This is a genomic window from Rhodococcus sp. LB1 (assembly GCF_001583455.1).
In the GTDB taxonomy this organism is placed as follows: Bacteria; Actinomycetota; Actinomycetes; order Mycobacteriales; family Mycobacteriaceae; genus Rhodococcus_F; species Rhodococcus_F opacus.
The window spans coordinates 22,672-40,345 of record NZ_LTCZ01000169.1 but is presented as its reverse complement, the minus strand read 5'-3'; the positions used below and the strand labels follow the sequence as shown (position 1 = coordinate 40,345).

At 65.1% G+C, this 17,674-nt stretch carries 16 protein-coding genes; 13 read left to right on the top strand and 3 right to left on the bottom strand.

Translation table 11 applies throughout. The features are described from left to right. Positions 1–66 precede the first annotated feature (66 nt). On the top strand, positions 67–351 hold the full coding sequence (locus tag AZG88_RS55665) for a DUF3263 domain-containing protein (RefSeq protein WP_061699238.1): 285 nt from the start codon (positions 67–69) through the stop codon (positions 349–351). Positions 352–691: 340 nt separating this feature from the next. Here AZG88_RS55665 and AZG88_RS22925 read toward each other — a convergent pair whose 3' ends face one another. Then, positions 692–943, bottom strand: a complete 252-nt coding sequence (locus AZG88_RS22925; RefSeq protein WP_061699236.1) for a hypothetical protein — start codon at positions 941–943, stop codon at positions 692–694. 38 nt (positions 944–981) lie between these two features. Beyond that, positions 982–1,335, bottom strand: a complete 354-nt coding sequence (locus tag AZG88_RS22920; RefSeq protein ID WP_231914141.1) for a hypothetical protein — start codon at positions 1,333–1,335, stop codon at positions 982–984. 369 nt (positions 1,336–1,704) lie between these two features. Between AZG88_RS22920 and AZG88_RS22915 the strand changes: the two genes are divergently transcribed. The 7 genes from AZG88_RS22915 to AZG88_RS22885 all read left to right on the top strand — a co-directional run bounded on the left by AZG88_RS22915 (position 1,705) and on the right by AZG88_RS22885 (position 9,179). Beyond that, on the top strand, positions 1,705–2,871 hold the full coding sequence (locus tag AZG88_RS22915; protein WP_061699230.1) for an aromatic ring-hydroxylating oxygenase subunit alpha: 1,167 nt from the start codon (positions 1,705–1,707) through the stop codon (positions 2,869–2,871). A 218-nt stretch (positions 2,872–3,089) separates the two neighbouring features. Next, positions 3,090–4,538 (top strand): aldehyde dehydrogenase, encoded by a 1,449-nt coding sequence (locus tag AZG88_RS22910; RefSeq protein WP_156517584.1) that lies wholly within the window; start codon positions 3,090–3,092, stop codon positions 4,536–4,538. Then, positions 4,535–4,795 (top strand): hypothetical protein, encoded by a 261-nt coding sequence (locus AZG88_RS52780; RefSeq protein ID WP_061699228.1) that lies wholly within the window; start codon positions 4,535–4,537, stop codon positions 4,793–4,795. Before AZG88_RS22910 ends, AZG88_RS52780 begins: the two co-directional genes overlap by 4 nt. Next, positions 4,783–6,396, top strand: a complete 1,614-nt coding sequence (locus AZG88_RS22900; protein WP_197487909.1) for a phytoene desaturase family protein — start codon at positions 4,783–4,785, stop codon at positions 6,394–6,396. The genes AZG88_RS52780 and AZG88_RS22900 overlap by 13 nt, the downstream gene beginning before the upstream one ends. Before the next feature lie 73 nt (positions 6,397–6,469). Next, the gene (locus AZG88_RS22895; RefSeq protein WP_061699223.1) at positions 6,470–7,441 is read left to right on the top strand and encodes a dipeptidase; all 972 of its coding nucleotides are present in this window, start codon (positions 6,470–6,472) and stop codon (positions 7,439–7,441) included. A 2-nt stretch (positions 7,442–7,443) separates the two neighbouring features. After that, the gene (locus tag AZG88_RS22890) at positions 7,444–7,740 is read left to right on the top strand and encodes a muconolactone Delta-isomerase (RefSeq protein ID WP_061699221.1); all 297 of its coding nucleotides are present in this window, start codon (positions 7,444–7,446) and stop codon (positions 7,738–7,740) included. Then, complete coding sequence (locus tag AZG88_RS22885; protein ID WP_061699218.1) at positions 7,740–9,179, top strand: aldehyde dehydrogenase family protein; 1,440 nt, start codon at positions 7,740–7,742, stop codon at positions 9,177–9,179. The genes AZG88_RS22890 and AZG88_RS22885 overlap by 1 nt, the downstream gene beginning before the upstream one ends. Before the next feature lie 70 nt (positions 9,180–9,249). On the opposite strand, the gene AZG88_RS22880 is transcribed toward AZG88_RS22885, so the two are convergent. Continuing rightward, positions 9,250–9,810, bottom strand: a complete 561-nt coding sequence (locus AZG88_RS22880) for a TetR/AcrR family transcriptional regulator (RefSeq protein WP_061699215.1) — start codon at positions 9,808–9,810, stop codon at positions 9,250–9,252. 309 nt (positions 9,811–10,119) lie between these two features. Here AZG88_RS22880 and AZG88_RS22875 point away from each other — a divergent pair, with 309 nt between their 5' ends. The 5 genes from AZG88_RS22875 to AZG88_RS22855 all read left to right on the top strand — a co-directional run bounded on the left by AZG88_RS22875 (position 10,120) and on the right by AZG88_RS22855 (position 16,925). Further along, positions 10,120–11,487 (top strand): flavin monoamine oxidase family protein, encoded by a 1,368-nt coding sequence (locus AZG88_RS22875; RefSeq protein ID WP_061699214.1) that lies wholly within the window; start codon positions 10,120–10,122, stop codon positions 11,485–11,487. A 167-nt stretch (positions 11,488–11,654) separates the two neighbouring features. Then, the gene (locus AZG88_RS22870; RefSeq protein WP_061699212.1) at positions 11,655–12,413 is read left to right on the top strand and encodes an SDR family NAD(P)-dependent oxidoreductase; all 759 of its coding nucleotides are present in this window, start codon (positions 11,655–11,657) and stop codon (positions 12,411–12,413) included. Beyond that, positions 12,410–12,847, top strand: coding sequence for a VOC family protein (locus AZG88_RS22865; RefSeq protein WP_061699210.1), 438 nt, complete (start codon positions 12,410–12,412; stop codon positions 12,845–12,847). Before AZG88_RS22870 ends, AZG88_RS22865 begins: the two co-directional genes overlap by 4 nt. A 309-nt stretch (positions 12,848–13,156) precedes the next feature. Then, the gene (locus AZG88_RS22860) at positions 13,157–14,605 is read left to right on the top strand and encodes an APC family permease (RefSeq protein ID WP_061699209.1); all 1,449 of its coding nucleotides are present in this window, start codon (positions 13,157–13,159) and stop codon (positions 14,603–14,605) included. A 697-nt stretch (positions 14,606–15,302) separates the two neighbouring features. Continuing rightward, a complete protein-coding gene (locus AZG88_RS22855) occupies positions 15,303–16,925 on the top strand; it encodes a long-chain fatty acid--CoA ligase (RefSeq protein ID WP_061699206.1) in 1,623 nt (540 codons plus the stop codon). Positions 16,926–17,674: the final 749 nt, after the last annotated feature.

Sequence of the window (17,674 nt, the reverse complement as noted above, 5' to 3'; positions counted from 1 at the left end):
GACCCCAAGGTCTTCGACGCAATCCGCGGCAAGTAGAGCGCTCCGCAACCGGAAGATCGAGACGATATGGACATACACGAGAGGGACATGCTGGCCTTCGCAAGGACCTGGCAACCCTACGGTGGCAACGACGATCAAATCCTGCCCGAATTCGGCGTCACCGCTGCCACGTTCTATCAACGAGTGCTCGCACTTCTCAGTCGCCCACTGACCCACGGCGTCGAAGCAACGGAATGTCAGGGGATGCGTGCCTTCTGCGTGGAAAAACTGAGGGAGTACGGCTACCCGGCGGCACCGCAACGAGCATCCCGGCCTGTTCGGCGCAACGGAGTCACAACAAGGACCGTCTGATCCAGGTCACCGCACCTACCGACACCGCGAAGTGTGCTGACCTGCGATATTCTACGAGACGGTACGGAAATGTTTACTCACCTCACTAACGAGTGTGATGATGGAATCGCCAGTGCGGCAAACCAATCGGGGCGCGCAGCACTTGACGGGCGCTGCTTCGGGAACACACGCGACTCAAGGACTGTGAGACACACACGTGCACAGATAACTGTATCGAGGATGACCGCATGGCCCGGGGCAAGCATGCGCGTCGCCCATTCCCGGGGGCCGTTCTCTGCTGCGGTCATCGTCTCCTCCTCGGTGGCCATCGTGACGGCACCCTCCGACATGCAGTTCGGGGTCATCGGGATGCCTTCACCTCCTCGACGACGGTCACCCACTGGTCGGGGCTGTAGGACACGGCGGCAGGGAATCCGTCGGTGACGTTGGCGACGTGCACAGTGGCGGTGTTGACGCGGTCGATTTCAGCGACGGTATAGTCGTAGAACTCGCCCGCGGTGAAGGGCTCTGGCCAGTCGGCATTGCGTTCGCGCACGACGTCGCCGGGGCGCAGGTCCAACACATTGCGGCCCTGCACGAGTTGATCGGTCATGATTCCCCCTAGATTGCTGGCATTACTGGCATCGCTGTTCAGCGCTCGGCGAGGCTCGCGGCCGTCCATCCGTCGACGAAGTCGGACATGATCCTGCGACCGAGCCCGTCGCCGACGGTCAGGCCTTCGAGAGCGCGGCGCACTACCGCACTCAGGGCCGGAGAAAGGGTCTCCCCCTCCGCGTGTGCGGCGCGTCCGACCTCGACGAAGTCGACGGGGCGCAATTTGGACGGATGGGTGATCCATCCGCCGTCAGGCGTGGCGTACGGCTCGGGCACCACTGGCAGCAGGACCACCGACGCCCGCGACCGCGTGACCACGGTGTAGACACCAGGACGCACGGTCCACGCGACCAGGTCTCCCTTCGCGAACTCGATCGGACGTGTATTCAAATCTGCCGCCTGCGTCATTTCGCACCGTCTCCCCTTGGCGAGTTTCACCTTCGAGCACTACCTTACAGCGTGACGCTGTTATGTTGCAAGTGTTGGTGAGGCGTCGACGCAAAAGCCGAGTTGGCAGGCGATACCCGGGCGCGCCGAGGAAACCCGACGCCCGGGCCGTGATGGCTATGCCGCGTCGCCGGGCCTCATCGCCCACTGCGGCCGCGCGGGTGGTGGTGCGGGTTCCGTCTTGGCGCCGGGCATAGAAGCAGTCCATCCACGATTGGCGGCCTATATCGCCATCCGCAAGTGTTACACGTGTATCCCATTTGCTTCCTACGCTTCGGTCATTCGTCCGAATCCGATTGGAAGGAACGACCCATGGCAACCGTCGATGCGGTAACCCCGACACAGCTGTTCGACCCGGTGGATGTGGATCGGCAGCTCGAGGCCGGAAAGGTGCTCCCGCCTGCCTTTTACACTGACGCGTCCATCCGACGGCTCGAGGAAAGTCTGATCTTCAGGCACGCGTGGCAAATGGTCTGCGCAGAACTGGATGTGCGTGAGCCGGGTCAATACGTGACAACAGAGATCGCGTCGGTGCCGGTGGTCGTCGTGCGTGACAAGGATCGGGTCCTGCATGCCTTCGTGAACATTTGTACCCACAGAGCGAACCCGATCATGGACGAGGCGGCAGGGACCTGCCACCACATGCGATGCGGCTACCACGGGTGGGCCTTCGCGCTCGATGGACGTCTCACTGCCGTTCCCAAGTTCGCAGAGGGCAATCTCCCGCCCTTGGAAACGCTCGGCCTGCGTCCCCTCCCGATCGGCACGTTCGCGGGAATTGTGTTCGTCGCTCTCGAGCCCCAGGAAACTTTGGGCGAGCAGGTCGGAGAGTTGGCGCAGCTCATGACCGAAGCCGGCTACGACTTCCCGTTCTCCAACCCTCAAAGCGGCCTGGAGCCCATCGCCGAGCACACCGGGGACTACAGCGTCGATGCGAACTGGAAAGTCGTCGCCGAGAACTTCGCCGAGTGCTACCACTGCGGCCCGACCCACCCCGGCACCTTCGCGGCCGCGCTCGAGGTCGGCAAGCCCGACTGGGCGCTCACACAGGACGGGAAGTTCGGTCTCGCTGCGGGCCTGCCTCTACGGAAATCGATGAAGCCGAAGTTCGAGCCGAGGACCGCTGAGTACGCCGGCAGCCCATACGGGTTCGCGCAGTTCTTCGTCTGGCCGAACGCGTTGATCCTGACCGGAGCCATCGGCGACCACCTGATGCGCCTGGATCCGACAGGGCCGCGGTCGACACGCCTCGCGTACTGGGGGTACAAGCGTCCGGGGCTGCCGGAAGACGAGGTCGACGCCCTCTACAAGCTGCTGATGTATGACGGCGGCGCAGAAGACAAGGTGATCATGGAGGGCGTCCAGCGCGGCCTCGAATCCGGTTTCTACGAGGCTGGACCGACGATGGCGGGGCCCGAGGCGGTGGTCAGCGCGTTCCAGCGTCAGGTCTGGGAGGCACTTGCCCCCGGCCTTCGCTGAGGCCTCGGAAACGAGCCGACCGAACGACGCTTCGTCACAAGTGGGCCCCGCCCTGACCCGACCTGTTCGCCGGCGATGAGGCCGCCAAGGACGCTGGGCTGCCCGGTGCCGGACCCGAGCCGCCGACAGTCGCGCGACGTTCCGCGCGCTGGGCCTTCTCCGAGCTGGACCCACCAGTCGCACACGTGTTAAGCCATCGAATCACCAGGGAGTACAACGTGTTCAACGCACGAGACAGTTTCTTCATCGACGGCGGGTGGGCTGCCCCGAAGGGGACAGAGACCATCACGATCATCAACCCGAGCACCGAGGAAGTAATCGGCCGAACACCCGAGGGGACCAAGGCAGACGTCGACGCGGCTGTGGCCGCCGCACGTCGAGCACTCGAGGACCCGAGTGGTTGGGGCGGTTACACCCCACAGCAGCGAGCCGACGCGCTGCACAGCCTCGCCGACGAGCTGGACGCTCGGCAGGGCGAGATCGCGTCGGCAGTCTCCAGCCAGAACGGGATGCCGATCTCGGTGTCGAGTCAACTGGAGACGAACTATCCCTCTGCCGTCCTGCGCTACTACGCGGGGCTCGCCGCTAGCGCTGAGACCGAAGAACGGCGCCCGGGCTTCCTGGGTATGGGCGACACCCTGGTGCAGCGCAGCCCCATCGGCGTGGTCGCCGCGATCGTGCCGTGGAACTTCCCGCAGGCATTGACAGCCTGGAAGATCGGCCCCGCGCTCGCGGCGGGCTGCACCATCGTGCTCAAGCCCTCGCCCGAGACGGTCCTGGACGCCTACCTCCTCGCCGATGCCGTTACCGCTGCCGGCATCCCGCCCGGCACGGTGAACATCGTCCCGGCGGGACGCACAGTCGGCGCGTACCTGGTCTCTCACCCGGGCGTCGACAAGGTCACGTTCACCGGGTCGACCGCGGCCGGCCGCTCGATCGGCGAGACCTGTGGACGACTGCTCCGACCTGTGACCCTCGAGCTTGGCGGCAAGTCGGCTGCGTTGTTCCTCGACGATGTGGACCTGGACCTCACGAAGATCGGTGAGGCGCTTTTCACGGCGTGCCTGCTCAACAATGGTCAGACCTGCTTCCTCAACAGCCGCATCCTGGCCCCGCGGTCGCGATACGACGAGGTCGTGGACGCCGTGTCCACGCTGGCAGGTTCGATGACCGTCGGAGATGCGCTCGATCCGGCCACCCAGATCGGGCCGATGAGCACGGCGGCACACCGCGATCGCGTGGAGGGGTACATCGCCAAAGGCAAGGCCGAAGGTGCCCGGGTCACCGTGGGCGGCGGCCGCCCGGCAGAGAGGACGCGGGGGTGGTTCGTCGAGCCCACCGTCTTCGCCGACGTCGACAACTCCTCCACCATCGCGCAAGAGGAAATCTTCGGTCCGGTCCTCTCGGTTATCGCCTACGAAAACGACGAGGACGCGGTGCGAATCGCGAACGAGTCCGACTACGGGCTCGGCGGTTCGGTGTGGACCGCGGACTCCCAGCGGGGTCAGGCGATTGCGCGCCGAGTCCGTACGGGCACCATCGGCGTGAACCGCTACCTCCCAGACATGGCGGCGCCGTTCGGCGGCGTGAAGGCAAGCGGCGTCGGTCGCGAGCTCGGGCCCGAGGCGCTCGCTGCGCACTGGGAGATCAAGTCCATCTACGTGTGATTACCGACGTCCGGGTCCAGGCGGACCGGCAACCTCCTTCCCGCTTGGCCCCGACCAACACCTTCCGGAAGACCACCATGCAGAACCTCTCGTTCCTGCTCGAAGAGCAGATGGCCCACCACAAGTACCCCCGCACCGTTGCATTCGTCGACGAGCCGCAGACGACTGCGCCGGGCAAGATCCGAGCGAGAGCTCGAGTGATGTTCAGCGACTCGGCGCAGGCCCGACGCGTGGGGGTGCGCTCGTGCGGGTCGTAGTGATCGGAGCTGGGCACAACGGGCTTGTTGCTGCGGCATACCTGTCGCGCTTCGGGCACGATGTCACGGTTCTCGAAGGCAGTGATGGCGTCGGCGGGGTCTGCCAGACGGCGGAGGTCGTCCCCGGCTTCCGCGGCAATCTCGGTTCGAACACCCCACACAATTTCGACCCCCTCGTGATCGACGATCTCGAGCTCGAACGACATGGGCTCGAGTGGATCGAGCTGGTTGGCCCGTCGAGCATGGTCCTGTTGCCTGACGCCCAACGCATCATCACCTTCCCCGATCGCGCGGCCAGTGCAGCGGAGTTCGACGCGTTCGGCGACGGAGAAGCTGAACGCTATTCCGCGTTACTTGACGAGATCAACGCGCTCGCACGCACACTCGATGTTTCGTTCTACGATCCCCCGCCGCACCTGTCCACCCTCTTCGCGCGGGTGAAGCCTGGCCGGCAAGAGGATCTGTTGGGTCGGATCCTTTTGGGATCGGCCACTGACATTGCGCGTGGGGGACTTCGTTCGTGGCAAGTGCAGGCATCGCTCGCCATGCTCGCCGCGACCGGGAACTTCATCGGTCCCAGCACGCCTGGTAGCGGATACCAGCTGTTGCAACGCCCGCTGTACCGAGAGTCGACGGCTGCGCGCACGCGCAGGAAGGTCCAGTTGACCGCCGAGTTCGCGCGCCGAACCCCCCGTGGCGGCATGGGTGCACTCACCCAGGCGATCGCAGCGTCGGCGGTCTCGTCCGGTGCGGAGATCGTGCTGGAGGCGCCCGTGGCCACCATCACCCTCGACGACCGCGGGCGAGTGACGGGAGTGGTCACACGGGATGGGAGGGAGTTTCCAGCGGAAGCGGTCATGTCCGCGATCGACCCCATGACCACCATGCTCGACCTCGTGCCCGAAGGGCATCTGGCCGACGACCTGCGCCGCGCTCTCGAGAACACCAGCATGGACGGCTGCTTGGGCAAGGTCTACCTCGGACTCGATGGCGTGCCCCAGTTCGCGGCGGCGCGATCTCGAGCCGAGAACGAGCTGATGACACGGTGCGGGTTCCGCGCCGGCGGCGACATCGACTCCATGGACGACGCGTTCCGTCGCGCTCAGGCGGGCGAGTGGTCCGGTGACCCGATCATCTACGGTCTGACCCAGACCACTTTCGATGACAGCCTCAACGATCCAGGCCGGCACCTCATGAGTCTGTCCGTCTCGTACGCGCCCCGCCGTCTTACCACCGGGGACTGGACCGCCAGCGACTCCGATGCCTGGGGCCGGCACGTCATCAGCCACTTGACCAAGCTCGTCCCGAACCTGCCCGACATCCTGGTCGACTACAGAGTCGCGACGCCGCAGGACTTCGAGACGACCTTCGGCATGCGCGGGGGCAATGCGCTTCACGGCGACGTCATCCCGTCTCGGATGTTCCAGTGGAGGCCCTTTCCTGGCGCTTCCGACTACACCACACCGATCAGCGGTCTCTTCCTTTGCAGCACAGGAACTTGGCCGGCCAACTATGTGTCGGGACTGAGCGGGCGTAACGCCGCCTTCAGGCTTGACGGGGCACACGCGCCCGCGGGTTCGGTGTTGTCGACTGGCTCCTGATCGCAAAACTGCTGCGCGTCAGCGCAGCTCGTATCACGTGCACGCTTTCACTGTATGACTGAGAGGAAAATCAATGCTCACGATCGACGCGCTCCAGTTCAGCGTCCCGACCCGCGAGCGGTTCGAGGAATGGCGCAAGGGCGAGATCGACGCGGTTCACGTAACCGTCGCGATTTGGGAAGACTCGACCGAGACCCTCCGCGAGATCGGCAAGTGGCAGGCCCGTCTCGCGGAGAACGCGGATCTGATCACGCTCGCGCGCACCATGGACGACGTCCATCAAGCGCAGCGGACCAATCGGACGGCAGTGATTCTCGGCTTCCAGAACTCCTCACCTTTCGAGGCCGACCTCGACCTCGTCGAGGGTTTCCACGAAGCCGGGGTTCGGATCGCCCAGCTGACATACAACACGATGAACGCTGCGGGATCGGGATGTTGGGAAGATCCCCACAACGGCCTATCGCGGACCTACGGCGTCAACCTGATTCGTGAGATGAACGCTGCCGGGATGGTGGTCGACGTCTCCCACAGCAACGAGCGGACGTGTTTCGACGCGCTGGATGTGTCGTCGAAGCCGGTGGCGATCACCCACGCCAATCCGATCGATGCCGTCGGCGAGAATGTCGAGCTGGCTGTCCGAAACAAGTCCTTGCCGCTGCTCACAGCGCTGGCACAGCAGGGCGGGGTCGTCGGTCTGAGCATGTACCCGCGAATCGCGCCCAACGGCATCAACTGCTCGCTCGACGACTTCTGCGACATGGTGGAGTGGACCGTCGAGAACATTGGTATCGACCACGTCGGATTTGGCTCGGATTTCTACATCGGCCAGGCCGATGAGGAGGTCCTCTGGTGGCGGCAAGGTCGTTGGAGCCGCACCTCGATGGTCCCGCTCACCGGGTACCAGCCGTTCCCGGAGTGGTTTGGCCAGTCGACGGGATTTCCGCTGGTCATCGATGGCCTGCGCGGGCGCGGCTTCAGTGAGAGCGATCTTGCGAAGGTCGCGGGCGGCAACTGGGACCGGTTGTTCCGGGCCAACTGGGGATGAGCATGAGCACCTTGACTTTTCTGGTGAATCACATCGTCGAGCGGCCGGCCGAACTCGATGACCATGAATGGGACAACATCGTCGCACGGGAGCGAGAGATAGCCGCGGAGCGCATACGCCGCGGGATGATCGCCGGCTTGTGGCGGGTACCCGGCCGCGCGGCCAATTGGGGGCTGTGGCGCGTGTGCTCAGCGGAGGAACTTCACGAACTCTTGACGAGCCTTCCGCTCGCGCGGTGGAGCACCTTCGACGTTCACCTGTTGGCCCGCCATCCGCTCATGGATCCGGAGGACACCTGATGTCCGAGCTCGTCGCCCATCACCTCGTCGCCGGCCACTGGGAGCAACCCCACGGCACTCGCGAAGTGCATCCCTCGCCGGTCGCGGCCAGAGTCGGGACTATCGTCGGGGATGCAACCTCCGAGCAGGTCTGCCGCGCGCTGCACGCTGCCAGCGCTGCTCAGCATGACTGGAGCACTGTCCCTCCCGCGATCCGAGCGTCCCACCTGGCCGACGCGGCGGACCGCCTCGCGGGCGCGATCGGCGAGATCGCCCCCGAGTTGAGCCGGGAAGTCGGAAAGACCTTGGCGGAGTCCCGCGGCGAGATCGAGAACGCCGTAAAACTGCTCCGGTTCTACGCGGGCTCGGCGCTGCGTCCCGAAGGAAAGCAGTTCCCTACCGCACGGCACAGCACACTCGCTGTGGCCTCACGCCTGCCCCGAGGCGTGGTGCTGGTGATCTCGCCCTGGAACTTCCCGGTGAACCTCACGGTGCTGAAGCTTGCCGCTGCTCTTGCGATGGGCAACGCGGTCATCGTCAAGCCATCCCCGATGGCGGGACGGACCACAGAGTTGCTGCTCAGAGCGCTCGCACCTGCCCTTCCATCGGGGTTGGTCGCCCTCCTCCACGGCGGAAGCGCGGTCGGCGAGATGCTGGTCGATGCGGACGAGGTAGCGGCGGTGTCCTTTACCGGATCCACGGGGGTGGGCAGGGCCATTGGTCACCGAGTAGCAACGCGCGGCATCCCCTATCTCGCTGAGATGGGCGGTAAGAACGTCCTGTACGCCGATCGCGGTGCCGACCTCGAGGCCACGTTGGACGCCGCCCTGGGCGGCGCCTTCGCAATGGCTGGCCAGAAATGCACGGCAACCAGCCTGCTGATGGTGCACGCCGACATCGCGAGTGCGATCACCTGCCGTCTTCGAGACCGTGCGGCGGAGTCGTCCTTTCGAGTCGGCGACCCCTTCGCCGAGACCACCGTTATCGGACCGATGGTGTCCGCCGCGGCAACCGACAGGGTCGCTGCGATCGTCACGGAGGCTACCGATTCCGGCGCAGAACCTGTGTGGTTCGCCGGGACCACGGACAGTCCAGAGCCCACCTACCCTCGACCTGTTGCGCTCCTGAACCCCCCAGACCACGTACGTGCATACCGAGACGAGGTCTTCGGCCCCGTCCTCTCGGTGGTTCCGGTCCCTGACCTCGATCACGCAATCACTCGCATCAACAGGTTGGGGTACGGATTGGTCTCCTCCATCTACACCGACGACCTTTCCGCGGCGATGTCATTCTCGAGTCGTGTCCGCACGGGAACGGTGATGGTCAATCAGCCCACGACAGGTCTGGACCACAACGTGCCGTTCGTGGGATGGGGCGACTCGGGGCTCGGCGGCCTCGAACAATCCGACGCAGCACTCGACTTCTACACCACCACCAAGACCACGTATCTCTCCTGGTGAATCGGGTAGTCGTCGTTCCCCGTGCCGGCCCGCACGGATCGCCCGCCACAAGTCGCCGCTGCTTCGGCGCTCACGATGGTCGCGGGCCGGCGCCGTGGAGGAAGGTCTCGAGCACCGCAGTGGTCGTGTCGCGGCGGGCCAGATGTTCAGGGGTGACGACAGCTGCTTGAATCAAAGCGAGCAGGATCTCGACGAGCCACCCCGAAGGCAGGTCGGCGCGCAGCTCACCGCGCTGCTGCGCGGATTGCACAAACCGCACGATGGGTCGTTTCCACGTATTCCACCGATGGACCAGTTCGGGTTCGAAGTAATCCTGGCCGTTGAGCAGGAGGTGGATTCGCATACCGGCCCCGAGCAACCCCGCGATCAATTCTGCAAGGCCCCGCTCGACGGGCTCGGGTTCGGCTACCGCGCGACGGATGTGTTCATCGGCTTCGTCGAGCGCGTGTACGAAAGCGGCGTGACGCAACGCGTCCTTGTCGGGGAAGTGGCGGTACAGCGTCACCCGAGCGACGTCGGCCGCCGCTGCGACGTCGGAAATCGTCGGCTCCAACCTGCGCGGCCGGATGAGCTCGAGGTAGGTATCGAGGATCCGGGCGCGGTTTCCCTTCGCGTCTGCCCGCACAGACATCAAACTAAGAAACTGTTACACCGCTGTCAACCTTACTGAAATCCCGGTATGCGCAGGTCGACGTCGGCCGGGCCGGAAAGCGCCGCTACCGCTGGCCTGGCAGAGAGCTCGATTGTGCCCGGCTCCAGGGCATACGAGCGGTCGAGCCCCCTCCCGCAGCCGTGCACCGACCCGGCGCAACATCCCCCGAGCCAGGCGGGCAGAACTGTTACACGTGTACCTCATTTGCTCATTACGCTCCGGCCCGTGGTGCAGATCACTCGCTCCGGCCGATCAGCGGCCGAGCGCCCCAATACAGAAGGAATTCTCATGGCTTCGGATCCGATCGATGTGATCGTTGTCGGTGGTGGACTTGCCGGCGTCACGGCAGCGCGTGATTTGGCGCAGGCGGGTGTTCGCACACTGCTGGTCGAAGCGCGCGATCGGCTGGGCGGACGTACAGCGATGCAGACGCTGGCTGGACGGCAGGTCGACACCGGTGGTGCGTACTTCCACTGGTTCCAGGCCGCGATCTGGCGCGAGGTCATGCGGTACGAACTCCCCGTCGTCGAAAGCGGGCTGGCAACCGCCGACCGATGGTTGCTCGGCGCCAGCGACGGAATCGTGGAGCTCTCGGCCGAGGAGTTCAGTGAAGGTCTTCGACGAGTCTTGACGGCCTTCTGCGGAGACCCCAAATTCGGGGAGGCACTGGTGCGTCCCTTTGCTGTGCACACCGACCCCGGCTTTGCGCTACTCGATGACATGTCGGTCGAGGATCGCTTCCAAGAGCTCCGCCTCGACCCCCAGGACGACAGCATGCTGCGGGCCGTCCTGGCAGACTTCGGGCCTCCCGCGGACGTCAGCCTGGGCTGGGTACTCCAAAGGCTCGGCAACGGGGTCTGGAGCTACGAGGCAATGATGGCCCTGTTCGCGTCGTACCGACTCGAACGCGGCATGGGGAGTCTGATCGATGCGATGGTGGCGGACGCGGACTTCGAAGTCAGATTGTCATCGCCTGTCACCGCCATCGAATACGACGACGCCGGTGCGACAGTGGTCCTCAAGGACGGGTCCGAACTCACGGCGCGGGCGGTCGTGCTGGCGACTCCTGTCGCTGTCTGGAAGACCATCACGTTCACCCCGGAACTGAGTGAGGCGCACCAGGCTGCCACCCGAGAAGGGGTGGCCGCTCCTCAGGTGACTCAGTTGTTGATGCATGTGCGAGGTGTATCGGAGTCGGTCGTCATGTTCGCGCCGTTCGACGCTCAGCCCTTCGATCTCGCCGGGACTCACTCGATGCTCGAGGACGGACAACTGTTGCACGGCTTCAGCTTCGCTGGTGAGGTCACCTGCGCGGGCGGTCATGCGCAGATCGCGGAGGCCCTGCGCAAGATACTTCCCGAGGCCGAACTCGTCGACTTCGTCGGACACGACTGGTTCTCCGATCCGTACGCCCTGGGCGGCCATGGTTCGATGTCCCCGGGACAGGCGCAGCGCTTCATCGACATTCTCGACCAGCCGCTCCGCTCGCTCTTCATCGCCAGCGCCGACATCGCGCCGCAATTCTCGGGCATGCTGACCGGCGCGATCGAGAGCGGAGCACGCGCCGCGCGCCGCGCCACACTCGCGATCGCATCCCCGGCGTCGAGCACACCCTCCGACTCCGTCCCCGAAACCCCGCCCAGCACCGAAAACTGACGATGATTGCCGCCACGAAACGGTGTGCTCGCAGTCCGCCCCGTCGCGCTGCCGGCGGCGGCGCTCACAGCCCCCAAGACATGCCCGCATGACGGTTGCAGACCCTCACAGACCGGGGTTTGGCCGTGTGCGAGCGAAGAGAAATGAAGCAGGGAAACAAAGCACCTATGAATCGTTACGAAGGCAAGGTTGTTGTCGTCACTGGCGCGGCCAGCGGCATCGGACGTGCGGTTGTCGAACGCGTCAGTTCCGAAGGAGCTACAGTCGTCGCGCTGGACCGCAACGAGCTGGTCCACGACGTCGCGGCCGAACTCACTGAATCCGGCGGCGTCGCCGTTGCGCAGGTCGTAGACGTCAGCGACGGTGAGGCCGTGGCCGCCGCCATCACGGCCCACACCACCGAACTTGGACCAATCGCCGCTGTATGCGGTGCCGCGGGGATTCTCGAGACCGGGACAGTCGCTGAAGGTTCACTCGAGGTGTGGGACAAGACGTTGGCTGTCAACCTGCGTGGGCAACTCAACCTTCTCAGAGCCTGCCTGCCCCGCATGCGCGAGCGGGGAGGTTCCATCGCCCTGGTTTCCTCCATTTCCGCCGTCATCGGAGACCGCGACGTCGCCGCCTACGCAGCATCGAAGGCCGCCCTTACGTCCCTGGCGAAGCAAACGGCATGCGAAGAGGCGCGGCACAGCATCCGCTGCAACGCGGTACTTCCAGGCTGGATTGACACCCCCATCAACGATGCCGTATTCGACAGCGGCGAACAACGCAGGGCCGAAGTCACACGCACCGTCCCGCTCGGGCGGGAAGGATCCCCCGCGGAGGTTGCCGCGCTGGTCGCGTACCTAGGTTCGGACGAGGCCGCATACATCACGGGAACGACCGTCCTCATCGACGGAGGGCTACTTCTCGGGGTGGCGCCGTGACCGACGACACGAGCCTCGCCCTGCACGGAGTCGACAACATCGGTATCGCGGTGAGAGATGTGGACCTGGTCGCCGGCTTCTTCGCCACCACCTTCGGGTTCGAGATCGACCCACTTCCGAACGGTGCAGGAACCCGGGTTCGACTCGGCGATCACGCGCTCGCACTGTTCGCTGCCGACCTTGACACGCCACGCTCCGACTCCGCCTCCGGCGTGCGACCCGGCTTCGACCACGTCAGCATCCGCGTCGACGACGTCGACATGTTGTACGCCGACGTCCGACTCTCCAGCGTTCCATGGCTATCCGAGCCGGAGTCTCTTCCAGAATGGGGACTGCGCGTTCTCGGCTTCCTGGACCCCGAGGGCAACCTGTTCTACTTCGTGAGTCAGCTCGACGACCCAGGCGTTCCCCGCTCGATGTCGATCGAATCCTGACCAATAACGGCCATTCGACGAGGCCAACGCTCGGTGTTCGTCAGAGCCGCGGCCCGTCGAATGTCCCCGGCCACATGCCCCATCCGCAGCGGCGGTCAGCCGGATGGTCTTCGAGGACTAACCACCGCAGTCATCGCTGCGAACAGTTCCCTTTTACGCGACGATCCGGACACCCACCTGCTCATCCAGTAGCGCACCAGGTCCCGGCGATCCCCACTTCTCGAGACCAAAGGACTGCTTCATGAAAGAGCATCCACTGTGCCAGGCGCAGCACGATGCGTCCGCCCCTGGTGAGGGAGCTCAGCGGCAATGAGCACCTCCACATCCGCCGACAATATCGACCCCGCAGATGCCGCGGCGCATCTCGAGGCCGGGCGCCTGGGCCGCACAGCGCTTGTGTCGCTCTCGCTGTCGGCGTTCTACCCAGCCGTTTCCCTCGCGCTGGTGCCGTTCCTGGTCTTCACCACAGCAGGAGTCACGGCCTGGCAATCCTCGCTGCTCGCGACCCTTGCTGTGGTGTGTATCGGCCGCGCGGTCATCGTGTTCGCACGCCGGTATGTCGCGACGGGTTCGCTGTACTCGTACATCGCCGAGGTGTTCGGACCGCGGGCACGGTATCTGACCGGCGCCGCTCTCCTGGGCGGATACATCACCGTCGTGACGGGAGCGGTTGCCTTCGTCGGCGTCTTCGTCGGCAGTTTCCTGTACTCACGAGGCCTGACCACCGCATTGCAGTTCGGGCCACAGGCCGTGATTTTCGCGATCACGCTTGCAGGTGCGGCCGCGATTGCGCTGCGGGGCCTGGGTACCTCGGTGAGGATCGCCGTAGTGCTCGCCGTCCTGGCGTTGCCACTGGTGGTCGTCATCACGGTTGCCAGCGCGCACCACACCGGGCTCGATCTGGCGCACCAGTTCGTCTTCGCCGACTTCAGCCTCAGCCACACGATGCAAGGAATCGCGGTCGGCGCAGCGCTTCTCATCGGATTCGAAAGCTGCGCGGTGTTGGCGACCGAAACCCGTGATCCACTGCGCAACGTCCCGGTTGCCGTGATGGCGGCCCCCGTCGTTCTCGGTGGCCTCTTCCCGATCGTCACGATCCTGCAGGTGCCCGGGCTCGCAGCGGCCTCCGACCAGCTCGCCGCGGGAATGTCCGCGCCCGCAGCCCTGGCCATCCAGTCCGGTCTGGGCACGTCGGTCGCGACCGCGACCGATCTGGTACTCGCCGTCGCGTCATTCGCTTCCCTCATCGGGTTCGTCAACTACGCCGCACGATTCGCGATGACGCTCGCCGAGGACGGTCTCTTGCCCGATGTCATCGCACGCGTGCATCCGCGCTACCACAGCCCGTACGCCGCTATCGGGGCACTCTCGGTCGCCGGCTTCGCGATGGTCTCCGGGTTGGTCTTCTGGACCGGAGACATCGTCTCGGCCTACACCCCGATCGCAACGCTGATCGTCTACCTCTGGGTGCTCCCGTACGTTCTCATCGCGGCAGGAGCGATCGTGCTGACCGTCCGAGCACGCGAATTCCGTCCCGGTCTCTGGCTCGCGGCCGCAATCGGTGCAGCGGCCATGGCGTGGTCCTACCTCAACGGACTGATCAATCCGCCGGCACCGCCCGCAGGTTCGATGGCCTGGGTGGCCGTCGTGACGATCGCGGCTCTCGTCGTCATCTTCACCGCGAGCCAACGGTGGCGAACCCGGCAGTCCCAGCACGAGTGGACCGACCGTACGACGTCAACGGGGCCAACCCGCTGATGAACGCATAAATCGCAGCGTCGGTCACGGCAGCGACCGCCAGTCGTCGCGCTCGCGTGCGGAACCGCACGGGCTGCGCCAACGACTGCCTCGAACATCGAGGCCGCCAACCAGCCCCTGCCCGAATCGTCGCGGCGGCGCCGTCACACCCGATGTGCGATCCGGTCCCACGGCCTGCGCGACAACCAGTAGCACCCACGTGCATTCCACGCGGCGGCGAGAACGCCCCACACCGACGAACGTCTCCGCTGTCCCGGTCTCGAGGGGAAGAAGACATGAACACTCGTAGGCATCACCCCCGGCGCTACAACCGTCGCGCCGCGTCGGCCGGAGCCGACCGCACGCGCACACCACATCCCGACCCCGAGGCCGGGCGCCTCCTCGAGTTCGCCAGCATGTGGGCACAGTATGGGGGCGCCAGTGCGGAAGACATCCTCGTACGCTTCGGCATGACACCACGCCGCTTCATCGACCGGCTGTGGCAAATTGTTCCTCAATCACACTGTTCCCCAGAACAATTACGCCATCTCGCGAATGCGTATCCGCCCGACCGGCGAACAAGCGATACTGCACCTGTTCCGTTGGACCCGCGACGGCCAGATGGTCGTGAAGTCCCGATGATCCGGCAACTCAAAAGAACTGATCACAACCACCGGATCCCCACGGCGGGGCCGCATCACAACGAAGGAAACACGTAATGCTGAGCACGATGAACGACGCCCCACTGTCGATCGCACAGTTGCTCCGGCACGGCAGCACCGTGCACGGCGACGCAGACGTCGTGACCTGGACCGAGTCGGGGGCCCGCCGCCGGTCGTACGCGGAGGTCGGCAAACGCTGCGCCGCGCTGGCGCACGCGCTCCGAGACCTCGGCATCGACGGCGATCAGCGGGTGGCCACGTTCATGTGGAACAACGCCGAGCACCTCGAGGCGTACCTCGCGGTGCCGTCGATGGGCGCGGTCCTGCACACCCTCAACATCCGGCTGTTCCCCGACCAACTGATCCACGTCGCCAACCACGCCGAGGACCGTGTGATCATCGTCGACGCGTCACTGATCCCACTGCTGTCGCCGCAGTTGCCGCACCTGAAAACGGTCGAGCACCTCATCGTCACCGGGTCGTCGACCGACGACATCGACGCACCGGACGGCGTGCACGTGCACAGCTACGAGAAACTGCTCGAAGGCAAACCGGAGGTGTTCGAGTGGCCCGAAGTGGACGAGCGCAGCGCCGCCGCGATGTGCTACACCTCGGGCACCACCGGTGACCCGAAAGGTGTCGCGTACTCGCACCGGTCGATCTACCTGCACTCGATGCAGGTGTGCTCCAGCGACGGCCCGAATCTCACCCAAGGCGACCGCGCGCTCACCGTCGTCCCGCAGTTCCACGCGATGTCATGGGGACTGCCGTACGCGGCGTTCATGATCGGCGCGTCGCTGATCATGCCCGACCGGTTTCTGCAACCGGCGCCGCTCGCCGAATTGATCGCGGCCGAGCGCCCCACCTTCGCCGCCGCCGTGCCGACCATCTGGCAGGGACTGCATCTGTACCTCGAACAGCACCCCCAGGACATCTCGTCGATGCGGGAGGTGCTCATCGGCGGGTCCGCCGTCCCCCCGTCGCTGATGCACACGTTCGAACACGACCACGGCGTCCCGGTCCTCCACGCATGGGGAATGACCGAGACGTCGCCACTCGGGTCGGTGGCACGCCCGCCCGCCGGGACCACCGGCGACGAGATGTGGAAGTACCGGTACACGCAGGGCCGGTTCCCCGTCTCCGTTCAGGCGCGTCTCGTCGACGACAACGACGACCTCGTCCCCCACGACGGCACCAGCGTCGGCGAACTCGAGGTCCGCGGACCGTGGGTCACGACCTCCTACTACGGAATCGACGCGCCGGAAAAGTTCCACGACGGGTGGCTGCGGACCGGCGACGTCGGAACCATCACCCCCGACGGCTACCTCACCCTGTCGGACCGCACCAAGGACATCATCAAGTCCGGTGGCGAATGGATCTCCTCGGTCGACCTCGAGAACGCCGTCATGGGCCACCCTGCGGTGACCGAAGCCGCCGTGATCGGGATACCCGACGACAAATGGGACGAACGCCCCCTCGTCGCCGTCGTACTCCGTCCGGACGCGGAGACCACAGTCGCAGAACTGCAGCAGTACCTGTCGGACAAGGTCGCCAAGTGGCAACTGCCCGAGAACTGGACCCTCATCGAAGAGGTCCCCAAGACCAGCGTCGGCAAATTCGACAAAAAACAGCTTCGGACCCAGTTCCAAGACGGCAACCTCGACATCACCCGGCTCTGAGCCCCGGATCCCGTGTCGGCGTGGACAGCTGGCACGGGATCCACCCCGACGAACGGCAACCCGAACACCCACTTCCCGGCCCGGACCCGACCACGGCCCTGGTCAAGAGAGCCACGAAGTCGGCCCCAGCGATCGCGGTCGCCGATTCTGTTCTGTTCCTGGGACCTCACGCCGGCTCCTCCCTCAGGGCGTGCTCGACGACGTCTTCGATCTCCATACGTCGACCGCACTGAATACCGTCCTGGAAAGCTTCTTCGCCCAATGCTATTCGGCATTCTTCGCGCGCTTGCTCGTGATAGGTCTCCAAATGGGGGTATTGGAAGGGCACCGTGCCCTGCGACTCAGCGCGAGAAATCCGTATCCCTTCCCTCCGGCCTGATTTCACTTTTACCTTACAGCGTACTGTTGTATTGTTGCAAGATTAAAGAGATACCAGATGCCCCAGACAGGCACGCTGGCATTACATCCTCGAGCGGTAGGGTCTAGCGCATGGAACCCCCGCGTCACCGGACTGCGCTCTAGCGGCATTCTCCGAACGCCGAAACGCCCCCGTCCTCTCAGTGAGGACGGGGGCGTTCTGGGGTCGGGCGAGATAGCCGGCGGGGCAGGGACATGTCATCTGTGCAGCGCAGGGCAAAATCCTGACTCCAGTGACATCGAAGGCGGGCGAACGTCAATCACTCTGAGCGTCGGCGCCGAGGCTTCTGCACATCGGTGCGCGCGCCCTGACCGGGTCTGTTGTTGGCCCA